12 protein-coding genes and 1 riboswitch are annotated in these 15114 nt (G+C 42.3%); of the genes, 8 read left to right on the top strand and 4 right to left on the bottom strand.

Going from position 1 to position 15114, the window contains the following annotated elements:
* Window positions 1-159 precede the first annotated feature (159 nt).
* The 4 genes from mutL to ADM33_RS06020 all read left to right on the top strand — a co-directional run bounded on the left by mutL (window position 160) and on the right by ADM33_RS06020 (window position 4066).
* Window positions 160-2109 (top strand): DNA mismatch repair endonuclease MutL, encoded by a 1950-nt coding sequence (mutL, locus tag ADM33_RS06035; RefSeq protein ID WP_049503766.1) that lies wholly within the window; start codon window positions 160-162, stop codon window positions 2107-2109.
* 118 nt (window positions 2110-2227) lie between these two features.
* Window positions 2228-2821, top strand: a complete 594-nt coding sequence (gene ruvA, locus ADM33_RS06030; protein ID WP_045762563.1) for a Holliday junction branch migration protein RuvA — start codon at window positions 2228-2230, stop codon at window positions 2819-2821.
* 9 nt (window positions 2822-2830) lie between these two features.
* Window positions 2831-3391, top strand: a complete 561-nt coding sequence (locus tag ADM33_RS06025; RefSeq protein WP_049503764.1) for a DNA-3-methyladenine glycosylase I — start codon at window positions 2831-2833, stop codon at window positions 3389-3391.
* A complete protein-coding gene (locus ADM33_RS06020; RefSeq protein ID WP_049503762.1) occupies window positions 3392-4066 on the top strand; it encodes a CPBP family intramembrane glutamic endopeptidase in 675 nt (224 codons plus the stop codon).
* 42 nt (window positions 4067-4108) lie between these two features.
* Here the strand turns inward: ADM33_RS06020 and ADM33_RS06015 are convergent, their stop codons facing one another.
* The 4 genes from ADM33_RS06015 to ADM33_RS06000 form a co-directional block, all read right to left on the bottom strand.
* The gene (locus ADM33_RS06015; protein WP_049503761.1) at window positions 4109-5146 is read right to left on the bottom strand and encodes a S66 family peptidase; all 1038 of its coding nucleotides are present in this window, start codon (window positions 5144-5146) and stop codon (window positions 4109-4111) included.
* A gap of 153 nt (window positions 5147-5299) precedes the next feature.
* Window positions 5300-5563 carry a SemiSWEET family transporter gene (locus ADM33_RS06010; RefSeq protein WP_004250486.1) on the bottom strand — a complete coding sequence of 88 codons (264 nt, stop codon included), beginning with the start codon at window positions 5561-5563 and terminating at the stop codon, window positions 5300-5302.
* A 199-nt stretch (window positions 5564-5762) separates the two neighbouring features.
* Complete coding sequence (locus ADM33_RS06005) at window positions 5763-6437, bottom strand: DUF1129 domain-containing protein (RefSeq protein ID WP_006146142.1); 675 nt, start codon at window positions 6435-6437, stop codon at window positions 5763-5765.
* Between the two features lie 12 nt (window positions 6438-6449).
* Window positions 6450-7394 carry a magnesium transporter CorA family protein gene (locus ADM33_RS06000; protein ID WP_000815631.1) on the bottom strand — a complete coding sequence of 315 codons (945 nt, stop codon included), beginning with the start codon at window positions 7392-7394 and terminating at the stop codon, window positions 6450-6452.
* 142 nt (window positions 7395-7536) lie between these two features.
* Between ADM33_RS06000 and uvrA the strand changes: the two genes are divergently transcribed.
* From uvrA to spx, 4 genes are all read left to right on the top strand, one after another.
* A complete protein-coding gene (gene uvrA / locus ADM33_RS05995) occupies window positions 7537-10368 on the top strand; it encodes an excinuclease ABC subunit UvrA (RefSeq protein WP_049503758.1) in 2832 nt (943 codons plus the stop codon).
* Window positions 10361-11422 carry a M24 family metallopeptidase gene (locus tag ADM33_RS05990; protein ID WP_049503756.1) on the top strand — a complete coding sequence of 354 codons (1062 nt, stop codon included), beginning with the start codon at window positions 10361-10363 and terminating at the stop codon, window positions 11420-11422. The genes uvrA and ADM33_RS05990 overlap by 8 nt, the downstream gene beginning before the upstream one ends.
* 53 nt (window positions 11423-11475) lie before the next feature.
* Window positions 11476-11629, top strand: a riboswitch (M-box (ykoK) riboswitch).
* Window positions 11630-11821: 192 nt separating this feature from the next.
* Window positions 11822-14482: a magnesium-translocating P-type ATPase gene (gene mgtA, locus ADM33_RS05985; protein WP_049503755.1), complete on the top strand. Its 2661-nt coding sequence runs from the start codon at window positions 11822-11824 to the stop codon at window positions 14480-14482.
* 135 nt (window positions 14483-14617) lie between these two features.
* The gene (gene spx, locus ADM33_RS05980) at window positions 14618-15016 is read left to right on the top strand and encodes a transcriptional regulator Spx (RefSeq protein WP_000591165.1); all 399 of its coding nucleotides are present in this window, start codon (window positions 14618-14620) and stop codon (window positions 15014-15016) included.
* Window positions 15017-15114 lie beyond the last annotated feature (98 nt).

Genomic DNA, 15114 nt, shown 5'->3' with positions numbered 1-15114 from the left:
CCGCAGGTTGCTCAAAACACTGTTTTGAGGTTGTGGATAGAACTGACGAAGTCAGTAACACATATACGGCAAGGCGAGACTGACGTGGTTTGAATTTGATTTTTGAAGAGTATTATTTTCAGAGAAATAGATAAAAACAGTTGAGAAAGGGGCTGGAAAATGTCTCATATTATTGAATTGCCAGAAGTATTGGCCAACCAGATTGCAGCAGGAGAAGTTATCGAGCGTCCTGCTAGCGTTGTCAAAGAATTAGTTGAAAATGCTATCGATGCTGGTTCAAGCCAGATTATCGTTGAGATTGAAGAAGCTGGTCTTAAGAAAATCCAAATAACAGATAATGGTCACGGGATTGCCCACGACGAAGTAGAGTTGGCCCTCCGTCGTCATGCCACTAGTAAGATAAAGAATCAGGCAGATCTCTTTCGGATTCGCACGCTGGGTTTTCGTGGTGAAGCCCTGCCTTCAATCGCTTCTGTTAGTGTTTTAACTTTGTTGACTGCGGTGGATGGAGCAAGTCACGGGACCAAGTTAGTGGCTCGTGGGGGAGAAGTTGAAGAGATTAGCCCAGCGACCAGTCCTGTTGGGACAAAGGTTTGTGTGGAGGACCTCTTTTTCAACACACCAGCTCGTCTCAAGTATATGAAGAGTCAGCAGGCAGAGTTGTCCCACATCATTGATATTGTTAATCGTCTTGGGCTAGCCCATCCTGAGATTTCCTTTAGCCTGATTAGCGATGGCAAGGAGATGACACGAACAGCTGGTACGGGTCAACTGCGCCAAGCTATTGCTGGGATTTATGGTTTAGCCAGTGCCAAAAAAATGGTTGAGATTGAGAATTCTGACCTAGACTTTGAAATTTCAGGCTTTGTGTCCTTGCCGGAATTGACACGGGCTAATCGTAACTATATCAGTCTCTTTATCAATGGTCGTTATATCAAAAACTTCCTGCTCAATCGTGCCATTTTAGATGGTTACGGCAGCAAGCTTATGGTGGGGCGTTTTCCGCTAGCTGTTATTCACATCCATATCGATCCTTATCTAGCAGATGTCAATGTGCACCCGACCAAGCAAGAGGTGCGTATTTCTAAGGAAAGAGAGCTGATGGCACTGGTTTCAGAAGCTATCGCAAAGAGTCTCAAGGAACATACCTTGATTCCAGATGCCTTGGAAAATCTGGCAAAGTCTACCGTACGCAATCGTGAAAAAGTAGAGCAAACCATTCTCCCGCTTAAAGAAAATAATCTTTACTACGAGCAAACGGAGCTGACAAGACCGCCTCAAGCTGAGGTAGCAGACCATCAGGTGAATCTGACTGAAGAAAGACAGGATTTGAACCTCTTCGCTAAGGAAACCTTGGATCAGCTGACCAAACCAGCAAAACTGCATTTTGCAGAGAGAAAGTCTATCAGTTACGACCAACTGGATCATCCTGAGTTAGATATGGCTAGTTTGGATAAGGCTTATGACAAGCTGGAGCGAGAAGAATCTTCAAGCTTCCCGGAGTTGGAATTTTTCGGTCAGATGCATGGAACCTATCTCTTTGCCCAAGGTAGAGATGGGCTTTACATCATAGACCAACACGCAGCTCAGGAGCGGGTTAAGTATGAGGAGTATCGCGAAAGTATTGGCAATGTTGACCAGAGCCAGCAGCAACTCCTAGTGCCCTATATCTTTGAATTTCCTGCGGATGATTCCCTTCGCCTCAAGGAAAGAATGTCTCTTTTAGAGGAAGTTGGCGTCTTTCTAGCAGAGTACGGGGAGAATCAATTTATCTTGCGCGAACATCCCATTTGGATGGCAGAGGAGGAAATTGAATCTGGAATCTATGAGATGTGCGACATGCTCCTCTTGACCAAGGAAGTTTCAATCAAGAAATACCGAGCTGAACTAGCCATTATGATGTCCTGCAAGAGGTCTATCAAGGCTAACCACCGTATCGATGATCACTCGGCTAGACAACTCCTCTATCAACTCTCTCAATGTGATAACCCCTATAACTGTCCACACGGACGTCCTGTTTTGGTGCATTTTACCAAGTCAGACATGGAAAAGATGTTCCGTCGCATTCAGGAAAATCACACGAGTCTACGAGAACTAGGCAAATACTAATACTCTTCGAAAATCTCTTTAAACTGCGTCAGCCTTACCTTGCCTAACTCAAGTTATGCCTACGGTTAGCTTCCTAGTTTAGATTTGATTTTCATTGAGTATAATTGAAGGGAAAATTATGTACGAATATCTAAAGGGTATTATTACCAAAATTACTGCTAAATACATCGTTCTAGAAGCAAACGGAATCGGCTATATCCTACACGTAGCTAACCCCTATGCCTACTCAGGACAAGTCAACCAAGAAGCGCAAATCTACGTGCATCAAGTAGTTCGCGAAGACGCTCATCTACTTTACGGTTTCCGTTCAGAAGACGAGAAAAAACTCTTTCTCAGCTTGATTTCGGTGTCGGGCATTGGCCCGGTTTCTGCTCTGGCTATTATTGCGGCGGATGACAATGCAGGCCTTGTCCAAGCTATCGAAAGCAAGAACATCACTTACTTGACCAAGTTTCCGAAGATCGGCAAGAAAACAGCCCAACAGATGGTTTTGGACCTAGAAGGTAAGGTGGTTGTGGCAGGTGATGACCTCCCTGCTAAGACTGCTACTCCATCTAGCAACGACAACCAAGAATTGGAAGAAGCCATGGAAGCCATGTTGGCCTTGGGTTACAAGGCGACCGAGCTTAAGAAGATCAAGAAATTCTTTGAAGGAACTTCAGATACTGCTGAAAACTACATCAAATCTGCCCTTAAGATGTTGGTGAAATAGGAGATTTCTATGCCAAAACGCTGTGGCTGGGTCAAAATGACCAATCCGTTATATATAGCTTACCATGATGAGGAATGGGGCCAACCTCTCCATGATGACCAAGCGCTTTTTGAGTTGCTCTGTATGGAGACCTATCAGGCTGGTCTATCTTGGGAGACGGTGCTCAATAAACGGCAGGCCTTCCGTCAAGCTTTTCATGGTTACCAAATTCAAGCTGTTGCAGACATGACGGATGAAGAACTGGAATCTTTGTTAGAAAATCCAGCTATCATTCGTCATCGCGCCAAGATTTTTGCGACGCGTGCTAATGCTCAAGCCTTTTTACAAGTCCAGGACGAATTTGGATCGTTTGATGCTTATCTCTGGTCTTTTGTAGATGGGAAAACCATCGTTAATGATATCTGGGACTACAGTCAAGCACCAGCCAAAACGCCTTTGTCTGAAAAAATATCCAAGGATCTCAAAAAACGTGGCTTCAAGTTCACAGGACCAGTCGCTGTTTTATCCTTTCTACAAGCTGCAGGGCTAGTTGATGACCATGAGAATGATTGTGAATGGAAGGGGAATTAAATGATGTCTAACAAAAATAAGGGAGTTCTGATTTTTGGGCTCCTCTATACCATTCTCTTTGTGTTTGATGGCGTTAGATGGTTGGCTTCCTTGATGCCGTCTACCATTGCAAATTATCTAGTCTATGTAGTATTAGCACTATACGGCTCTTTCTTGTTCAAGGATAGATTAATCCAACAATGGAATGAGATTAGAAATTCTAAAAGAAAATTCTTCCTTGGCGTCTTAACAGGATGGCTCTTTCTTATTCTGATGACTGTTGTCTTTGGATTTGTATCAGAGATGTTGAGGCAGTTTTTTGGGCTGGTTGGACAAGGTCTAAACCAGTCGAATATTCAAAGTACCTTTCAAGAACAACCATTACTGATAGCCGTTTTCGCCTGCATCATCGGACCTTTAGTGGAAGAGCTCTTTTTCCGTCAAATTTTATTGAGATATTTGAGGAATAGTCTACCAACTTGGCTGAGTGTCTTTTTGGTAGGGCTTGTTTTTGCCCTGACTCATATGCATAACTTAAGTCTATCAGAGTGGGTCAGTGCAGTCGGTTATCTAGGTGGTGGCCTTGCCTTTTCAATTATTTATGTGAAAGAAAAGGAGAATATCTACTATCCCTTACTGGTTCATATGTTAGGCAATGGCCTCTCCTTTATTATTTTAGCTATTAGTAGTATGTGACGTTTTAGTAGTTATACAAGAGAAAAAGCTGAGAAATTCATCTCAGCTTTCTTTGTTATAGTCAAAGCGAATGACTTGCTCCGTTGCGTCTACATACGCGTGGACTCCAAAGGGAACAATTGCTCTTGGTGTAGCATGACCAACATTTAGATTATAGACAATCGGGATATTGCTATCAATGATATCCAATAGTGCCTCTTTATAGTCGTCATAGAAAGTTTCATCCATAGGTTTTCCGACTAAGAGTCCACTGATGACCTCGAATATACCAGTTTCCTTTAAAGTCCGCAACATCTTTTTGAAGTCGTCAGGTTCAGGCTTTTCTTCGCTTGTTTCTAGCAAGAGAATATTTCCTTCCCAGTCGGATAAGTCAGGGAAGAGTTTGTACTTTTGGCAGAGCTCCGTACTGTCTGCGTATCGAGAATTGTCAAAGATATCATAGAGAGATTCAAGGCAACCACCGAGAATTTCTCCCTCAAACTGAGCATTTCCTTGCAATAAGTCAAAACCTGTATTTACATGACTGATACGAGCTGTTCCCAGGGCCTTTGGACTAAAGTCAATCCGTTCCTCATACCAAACGTCGCTAGGGCGGATTTCTGAGATTTTTCCAGTCTCAATCAATTCTTTAAAGTAGTGGCAGCTATATGGCAACATTTCTTTGTCTAATTCACAAATGTCTGCTAGAAATGATTGGCCGTAAAAAGTCTTGATTCCTAGTTTATGCAACATGAGATGGTTCATGGTCGTATCCGAGAAGCCAAGAAAAATCTTTTGTTTGATAACTTTTTCTAGTTGGTCATTTTCAAAAAGATAGGGTAATAAGCGATAGGTATCGTCTCCACCGATGGCGCATAGAATCATGTCGATGCTATCATCAGAAAAGGCCTGAATCAAGTCCTCTGCACGCGCTTCAGGATGGTCCTTGATAAAGTCTAAGCCTTTTAGCGAATGGGGTAAAAAGATAGGATTGAGTTCCAAGTCCTTGAGACGTTGGACACCCAAGTCCACTTCGTGTTTGACAAAGTCTTCTCCGATAATGCCACTAGACAAACTAACAATACCAATAGTAGAAACCATATCTCATCCTCCTAGAAATAAATTGATGCTATTGTATCACAAAAGATGAGGAGAAACAACAAGAATTAGAATCAGAAAAAGGCTTTTAAATCAAGAAAGTAAGCAAAAAAGCAACCGCTCGATGTGGTTGCATTTTTTATAGTAGTTGCATTCTTATAGAGCAGTAAGGAAGGTCAGTCCGCCAAGGATAACCCCAGCCGAGTTTGGAATGATTAGAATCCAGTCTTTCTTAGGCTCTTTTGTCCATCCATAAATGACCCAGATTAAGCAAGAAACAGCTGCTGATAAAGGTTGAAATGGTTGAGCTTTGTTCCCTTGTAAATTGGCAAAAATTTGGGGGATGTAGGCTATAAATACAATAATTCCGATAAAGGCACCAATTGAACCGACAATTTGATTAATTCTCTGTTTAGTCATATATATTTCTCCTTATTACTTTATTATCATAACAGAAAAACAACTTGAATTCAAGGATAAAACCTAGGGATTTTAAGGGGAGCCGTTACATTAGAACGTTTTTAGAAAATGTAGCTACTTTTCTTTGGAGAATCAAAAAATGATTTGGAACTACAAAAAAGTAGTCTGTCTACAAAACACACTACTTTTATTGTTTATCTTAATATCTAGCAGGTCCTGCACTTGCGCTCTTGATGTTGAAGCGTTTCTTGAGGTAGAAACGTAGGGCAAGGAGAGCTCCTCCAATCACCAATAAAACAAGTGGTGGGAGACTAATGTTGATGGCTTGTGGAAGGAAGTTACTCAAGAAGAGGATGAAAACCCAGGCAAACATGGTTGCTAACATAACCAAAAGTGATTTCCAGAATGGTGGGCGTTGGCTACGGTCAGTATCTGGTCCGTAGTAGCGGTAGATAAAGTGGTAGAGCAGGTAAAAGGCAACTCCACCAAAGGCCCCTACACTGATAAGTGTTACCAATCCGTAGGCCACAGGTTGGTTTGAGAAGAAGCTCATCAAGGCGCTAACTACTGCAAATAATCCTGTGATGAAAAGGGCTGAATCCAACATCATCAATTTTGGATCGTCATTTTCCTTTGGATGTTCTTTTTCGTATTGCTCTTTTTCGCTGAAACTATGAGCCCAGTGAGTTGGTGCTCCGTAGATAGAACGAGCAGTCACCCCTTTTGGTTGTTCTTCAAGGATATGAGGAATGACTTCTTCAAGGATAGCCTTGATTTCAGCGTCGGTTTTTCCATCCTTTAGAAATTGTTGGGTTGCAATATGGATAAATTCTTGGTTTTTCTTGGTTAATTCTTTTAAATCAATCTGTGACATAATAACTCCTGTTTAGAACCATTTTTTATGGATGAGGTAAAGAGTGAGAGAAACACTCATAGCAAAGGCGATAAAGACGATGAGCCAGAAAGCATGCGGTTCTCCGTTTAAAGGAATTTCATTATCCTTAAAGTTCATTCCGTAGGCTGAGAAAATCATGGTTGGGATGGACATAACGATAGTCACAAGTGCCAAGGTTTTCATGATATTGTTCTGGTTGTTTGAAATGATAGAAGCAAAGGTCTCTGTCATAGAGTGAAGGACGTTTCCATAGATGTCCGCCATCTCGATGGCCTGTTGCGTTTCAATCAAGGTATCTTCCAGTAAGTCTTCATCTTCGAGGTATTTCTTGATATTGCTAGTCGCACTGGTCAATTTTTTAATCACGCGCTCATTTGTCTTGAGAGAGGCTTTGAAGTAGACGATGGTCTTTTCCAACTCCATGAGTTCAATCAATTCTTCGTTTCGAGTAGATTTGTGAAGTTGACTCTCAATCTGCTCACTCTTACGTTCAATCGAACGGAGGGCAGTTAGGTAAATCTCCGCATTGCGGTAGAGAATTTGGAAGATAAAGCGCGAACGCATGAAGGTATAGAAATTTCGAAGCCTACGATTGATAAAGACATCAAGAAGTGGTAGAGGCTCCAAGCAAGTGGTAATAATAGCCTCTTCTGTGATGATAATCCCCAAGGGAATAGTCACATAGTAGGTCTGGTTATTTCTTTCCTCTGTTATTGGGACGTCTACGATAATCAAGGTGTACTCATCTTCGATGGTGATACGTGACATCTCTTCCGCATCGAGCGGTGCACGGAGATCGGCGATATCAATATCAAAGGCCGAGGCGATTTCCATCGATTCGCTTTGTGTAGGATTGACGAGATTGATCCAAGTGCCCGGCTGGAGCGTATCAATCTCTTTAAATTCAGTTGTAGTTGAGAGAAAGACTTGCTTCATATCTCTTATCCTTTCCTAATCTAATCCGTGTTTCAATGATTTTTGACACCGTACTATTATACTACAAAATCGGCTTTTTTGGTAATAGAATTTCACTTTTTTTGGTATAATGGAAAGCAACAATGGACTAGAAAGAAGTAATATGCAAGATAAGATTGTCATCCATGGGGCACGCGCCCATAATTTAAAAAATATTGACGTGGAAATTCCACGAGACAAGCTAGTTGTGGTGACGGGGTTGTCGGGTTCGGGCAAATCCAGTCTTGCCTTTGATACTCTTTATGCAGAAGGGCAACGCCGCTATGTAGAGAGTCTATCAGCCTACGCTCGTCAGTTCTTAGGGAATATGGAAAAACCAGATGTGGACTCTATCGATGGTCTTAGTCCTGCTATTTCCATTGACCAGAAGACGACCAGTAAAAATCCTCGTTCGACGGTTGGGACAACGACGGAAATCAACGACTATCTGCGTCTCCTTTATGCACGTGTCGGAACACCTTACTGTATCAATGGACATGGGGCTATCAAGGCTTCGTCTGTCGAACAGATTGTAGACAAGGTATTGGAATTGCCAGAGCGCCAGCGTCTGCAGATTTTGGCTCCTGTTATTCGTAAGAAAAAGGGTCAGCATAAGACGCTGATTGAAAAGATTCAAAAGGATGGTTACGTCCGTGTCCGTGTCGATGGAGTTGTCTACGATGTGACCGAAGTTCCTGAACTTGAAAAAAATAAACAACACAACATTGACGTGGTGGTAGACCGTATTATCATCAAGGAAGGTATCCGTAGTCGTCTCTTCGATTCCATTGAAGCAGCCCTTCGTATCGCAGAAGGTTATGTGGTTATCGATACCATGGATGACTCTGAGTTGCTCTTCTCAGAACACTACGCTTGTCCAGTATGTGGCTTTACGGTTCCAGAACTAGAACCTCGTCTCTTCTCTTTCAATGCACCGTTTGGTTCATGTAGTGAGTGTGATGGTTTGGGGATCAAGCTAGAGGTTGATACGGATCTAGTAGTGCCAGATGCTAGTAAGACCCTTTGTGAGGGAGCATTGGCACCTTGGAACCCTATCTCTTCTAACTATTATCCAAATATGCTAGAACAAGCCATGACAGCCTTCGGAGTGGACATGGATACTCCTTTTGAAGCCTTGTCAGAGGAAGATAAGAATCTCATTTTCTATGGTTCAGATGGTAAGGAATTCCATTTCCACTATGAGAATGAATTCGGCGGAGTTCGCGACATCGACATCCCTTTTGAGGGAGTTGTCAATAATATCAAACGTCGCTATCATGAAACCAATAGCGACTACACTCGCACCCAGATGCGCCTCTACATGAATGAGCTGACTTGCGGAACCTGTCACGGCTATCGTCTCAATGACCAGGCCTTGTCTGTCCGTGTGGGTGGCGAGCAAGGGCCACATATCGGAGAAATTTCAGACCTGTCTATCGCAGACCACTTGGACTTGGTGAGCCAGCTGACCTTGTCTGAAAATGAAGCGATTATTGCTCGTCCCATTCTCAAGGAAATCAAGGACCGTTTGACCTTCCTTAACAATGTCGGTCTCAACTATCTGACCCTTTCTCGTTCTGCAGGAACATTATCAGGTGGGGAGAGCCAACGTATTCGCTTGGCAACCCAGATTGGTTCTAATCTATCAGGTGTTCTTTATATCCTAGATGAGCCGTCCATCGGTCTTCACCAAAGGGACAATGATCGCCTGATCGCCAGTCTGAAAAAGATGCGGGATTTAGGAAATACTCTCATCGTGGTAGAACACGATGAAGATACCATGCGAGAGGCTGATTATCTGATCGACGTCGGTCCTGGTGCAGGGGTCTTTGGTGGAGAGATTGTTGCCGCAGGAACGCCCAAGCAAGTGGCTCGCAACAGCAAGTCGATCACAGGTCAGTACTTGTCAGGCAAACGTGCCATTCCAGTGCCAGAAGAGCGTCGTGTCGGTAATGGTCGTTTAATCGAAGTGACGGGAGCGCGTGAAAACAACCTACAAAATATCACTGCTCGCTTCCCCCTCGGAAAATTCATTGCGGTGACAGGGGTATCAGGTTCAGGGAAATCGACCCTCATTAACAGTATTCTCAAAAAAGCCATTGCTCAAAAACTAAATCGCAATTCAGACAAACCTGGGAAGTTCAAGACTATTACAGGAATTGAGCATATCGACCGTCTGATTGATATTGACCAGAGTCCTATTGGAAGAACACCAAGGTCCAATCCTGCAACCTATACAGGTGTCTTTGAAGACATTCGAGACCTCTTTGCACAGACAAATGAAGCCAAGATCCGTGGTTACAAAAAGGGTCGTTTCAGTTTCAATGTTAAGGGTGGTCGCTGTGAGGCATGCTCGGGTGACGGTATTATCAAGATTGAGATGCACTTCTTGCCAGATGTTTATGTGGCTTGTGAAGTCTGCCACGGAACCCGCTACAACAGTGAGACCCTAGAAGTTCACTACAAGGAAAAAAATATCTCGCAGGTCTTGGACATGACCGTCAACGATGCGGTGGAGTTCTTCCAACACATTCCAAAGATTCAACGTAAACTTCAGACTATCAAGGATGTGGGGCTTGGTTATGTGACCTTAGGACAACCAGCTACGACACTTTCTGGGGGAGAAGCGCAGCGTATGAAGCTGGCTAGCGAACTCCACAAGCGCTCGACAGGCAAGTCTTTCTACATTTTAGATGAGCCGACAACTGGTTTGCATACTGAGGACATCGCTCGATTACTCACCGTTTTGTCTCGCTTTGTCGATGATGGAAATACAGTTCTCGTGATTGAGCACAATCTAGATGTTATCAAAACAGCAGACCATATCATCGATTTAGGTCCAGAAGGCGGTGTCGGTGGTGGGACCATCATTGCAACAGGAACTCCAGAGGAAGTAGCTGCTAATGAAGCTAGCTATACAGGACAGTATTTGAAAGGAAAGTTACATCATGAATAAACGTGTGCAAGCATTTCTCGATAAAATGCAAGAAAAAGAACTAGATGGAATCATTATCAACAACCTCAAAAATGTCTACTATTTGACAGGATTTTGGGGTTCAAATGGAACAGTCTTTATCAGTCGTGACCGTCAAATTTTGGTGACGGATGCCCGCTATATTATCGCTGCCAAGCAAGAAGTTACTGGTTTTGAGATTTTTGCAGAGCGTGACGAGTTGGCTACTATCGCAAAGATTGCAAAAGACATGGGTCTTTCTCGTATCGGGTTTGAAGATGAGATTTCAGTTTCTTATTACCATCGCATGCAAACCGCTTTTGAAGGTTTGGAACTAGTTCCACAGACACAGTTTGTTGAAGCGCTTCGTATGATTAAGGATGAGACAGAGATTGCGACCATTCGTAAGGCTTGTTCAATATCAGACCAAGCTTTCCGTGATGCTCTTGACTTTATCAAACCAGGTAAGACAGAAATTGAAATTGCCAACTTCCTTGATTTCCGTATGCGTGAGCTCGGAGCGGCAGGCTTGTCTTTTGATACCATTCTAGCGAGCGGTATCAACTCTTCTAAACCCCATGCTCACCCAATGCACAAACCAGTAGAACTAGGTGAAGCTATCACTATGGACTTTGGGTGCTTATACGAACATTATGTGAGTGATATGACTCGGACCATCTACCTCGGTCATGTCAGTGACGAGCAGGCAGAGATTTACAATACAGTTCTAAAAGCCAATCAAGCATTGATTGACCAAGCTAAGGATGGTTTAGGTTTCCGTGACTTTGATAAGATTCCTCGTGACATTATTGTGGAAGCAGGTTATGGACAATACTTTACACACGGTATCGGACACGGTATCGGGCTTGATATCCACGAAGAACCTTACTTCAGTCAAACTTCCAAAGAAGTTATCAAAACTGGTATGGTCTTGACTGATGAACCGGGTATTTATATTGAAGGTAAATACGGGGTTCGTATCGAAGATGATATCCTGATTACAGATACCGGTTGTGAGTTATTAACCCTTGCTCCAAAAGAATTAATCGTAATCTAAGAAAAATGAGATAAATCGTTGACTTTTACTAGTTAAAGGTTTATACTGAAAGGCGAAAACGGTAGGTGAGGCTACCATAGGGATACGGATGACTACCGCAAAGCAGTGGAGACACTACTCGTTGGTCAACAGTCCTGGTCGCGAAGGTCAAGACTAAGCTCATTACATCGCCCTATGGAGTTAAAGCTTGAACGAAAACAGATCATAAGTTTTTTAGTCCTGCCATTTTATGGCAGGATTTTCTGCTGTTTTAAAACAAAGAAAGGAGACAAACGATGCAAATTGACGATCATCCAGAACCGCACATACACAGCCAATCGCTGATTTGTGTCGTTTTGTCCTTATAAAGTGATTGGTCCCCGTGTATGAAATTATCATTCATACAGATAGGAGAAACCAATGAAAACTACAAAAGAAAGATTAGCAGCAGCTATTCAAACTCCATTTAAAGATAGTCTAGCTTTTTACCATACAAGTCTAAAAGGCTTAGACCAAGAACAAGTCGAAGAAAACCGTGACCTATATGGTGAAAACACCATTACCAAGGGTCAAGAGGATTCCATCTTTAAGAAGATTTATGAGTCCATTATCAATCCTTTCACAATTATTTTGCTTGTGATTGCCTTTATCTCTCTCGTTACAAACGTCTGGCTTGCCAAACCTGGCCAAGAGGATCCTACGACCTCTATTATTATCGTTGTCTTGGTTTTGATTTCAGGAGGCATCCGTTTTGTCCAAGAGTTGCGGAGTGACAAGGCAACAACCAATCTTTCAAAAATGATTATCAACACGGCAACTGTTATTCGTGATGGTCTTGAACAAGAGTTGCCAATCGATGAGTTGGTTGTGGGAGACCTCGTGAAATTGAGTGCTGGAGATATGATCCCAGCTGATGTTATCTTATTTGAATCCCGTGACTTTTTCGTTCAACAGTCAGGTTTGACTGGAGAAAGTGATGCAGTTGAAAAGCTAGCTTTAAATAAAGCCACCAATCAAAATATAGATAGCCTTTTAGAAGCAGAATCCTTGGCCTTTATGGGAACAAACGTTATCTCAGGAAGTGCTACAGCTATGGTCCTAGCAGTTGGGGATGACACCATGATGGGAGCTATCGAGCAAACTCTCAACACCTATGATGAGCCAACTTCTTTTGAACGTGAAATGAACAGCATTTCCTGGCTCTTGATCCGCTTGATGCTTGTCATGGTTCCGATTGTGTTTTTCGCAAATGGATTGACCGATGGAGACTGGTTAGAGGCAGGAGTTTTTGCCTTGAGCGTGGGTGTCGGCCTTACACCAGAAATGCTTCCAATGATTATCACAGCCAGCTTAGCAAAAGGTTCCATTATCATGGCCAAGGAAAAGGTAGTCATCAAAAAACTCAATGCTATCCAAGACTTAGGAGCCATCGATATCCTTTGTACGGATAAAACTGGAACTCTAACGCAAGATGAGATTGTTTTAGAATATCCCTTGGATATCCATGGTGATTTGGATATGGCGGTCCTAAGAAGAGCTTATCTAAATTCACATTTTCAAACAGGTTTGAAAAACTTGATGGACCGTGCCATTATCAGTAGAACTGAAAAAGAAGCCAAAGAACACGCTATCCTACAAAATCTAGATACCAGTTTTCAAAAAATTGACGAGCTTCCATTTGATTTTGAGCGCAGACGTATGAGTGTTATCGTCAAAGATGACAGCAATGTTGTTAGTATGGTGACCAAAGGCGCTTTAGAAGAAATGTTGAACATTTCGACGCATGTAGAATATCGTGGAGAAATAATCCCTATTACGGAAGGTATTCGCCAAGAAGTACTGGCAGAAGTTGGTCAATTAAACCGTCAAGGTTTGCGTGTCTTAGGTGTTGGTTACAAGTCAGGTCTACGTGAAGATTATGCCTATGCTGTGACTGATGAAAGTGACATGATCCTAACGGGGTACCTTGCCTTCTTGGATCCACCAAAACCATCTGCAGCACCCGCTATCCAAGCTCTGCTTGAGCATGGTGTCAGAACAAAAATTTTAACTGGAGATAACGAAAAAGTAACCCAAGCTATCTGTGAAAAGGTTGGATTGGACGTTGAACATATGCTCTTAGGTGCTGACATTGATCAAATGACAGACCAAGAATTGGCAGAAGTGGTTGAAAAAGTAACAGTCTTTGCCAAATTATCTCCTGACCAAAAAGCCCGCATCATTCTACAGTTAAAGAAAAATGGTCACGGTGTTGGTTATATGGGGGACGGTATTAATGACGCTCCATCCATGAAGGTGGCAGATGTCGGTATTTCTGTAGATACAGCAGTCGATATCGCCAAGGAAACAGCTGATGTTATTTTGCTGGACAAGGATCTCATGGTTCTTGAAACAGGTATCGTTGAAGGCCGGAAGGTCTACGCCAACATGACCAAATATATTAAGATGACCGTTAGTTCAAACTTTGGGAATATCTTCTCACTACTGGTTGCGAGTATTTTCTTACCATTTTTACCAATGGCCCCTGTTCATCTCATTGTCCTAAACCTAGTCTACGATTTATCTTGTGTGGCATTGCCATTTGATAATGTGGATCAAGACTTCCTAAAACAACCCCATACATGGGAAGCAAAATCCATTACTCGATTTATGGTTTGGATGGGTCCAATCTCATCTGTCTTTGATATTTTGACCTTTATCTTCCTCTACTTTATTATTGTTCCTTTGGTGACTGGCCATCATTATGTTCATGGGTCAGAATCTGCCCTTCAGTTTATTATCTTGTTCCAAACAGGATGGTTCATCGAATCTATGTGGTCTCAAACTATGGTCATCCATATGCTTCGTACAGCAAAAGTTCCTTTTGTACAAAGCAGACCAGCTTGGCTTGTGATTTTGATGACTCTGGTTGCAGCCTTTTTCGTAACCAGTCTACCTTATGGACCACTAGTAAATATCCTTCGTCTAGCACCCTTAGGACTTCCTTACTTCTTGTTCTTAATTTGTATTATTTTCTTGTATATGTTTAGCGTCACAGTTATTAAGAAATTTTACATTAAGAAATATAAAGAATGGTTATAGTTCGTGTTTTGTCAAGAAAAAAGTTCAAAAATTGCCAAAAAAGTTAAAATTTTTTAAAAATAGGTCGCAAGTCCGATGTTTTTTATGGTATAATAGTCTAAACTGATAGTAACATGTAGCGAAAGGGGTAGGTACATGATCAAAATTTATACAGTCTCAAGTTGTACTAGCTGTAAAAAAGCGAAGACCTGGCTCAATGCCCACCAGTTAAGTTATAAAGAACAAAACCTTGGTAAGGAAGGAATCACGAGAGAAGAACTACTTGATATTTTGACAAAAACAGACAATGGAATTGCAAGTATCGTATCATCGAAAAATCGTTATGCAAAGGCCCTTGGTGTTGATATCGAAGATTTGAGTGTGAATGAAGTGCTCAACCTGATTATGGAAACACCACGTATCTTGAAAAGTCCGATTCTTGTAGATGAGAAACGCCTACAAGTCGGCTATAAAGAAGACGATATCCGTGCCTTTTTGCCACGCTCTGTCCGTAATGTGGAAAATGCAGAAGCGCGTTTACGTGCGGCTCTATAAAACATCAAGGCTGGGAGTGACTCCTGGCCTTCTCTAATATTTAATACTCTTCGAAAATCAAATTCAAACCACGTCAGCTTCACCTTGCCGTACTCAAG

Origin of the sequence: Streptococcus oralis (assembly GCF_001075875.1) — a bacterium.
Taxonomy (GTDB): Bacteria; Bacillota; Bacilli; order Lactobacillales; family Streptococcaceae; genus Streptococcus; species Streptococcus oralis_I.
This window is presented reverse-complemented; position numbering and strand designations above follow the sequence as displayed.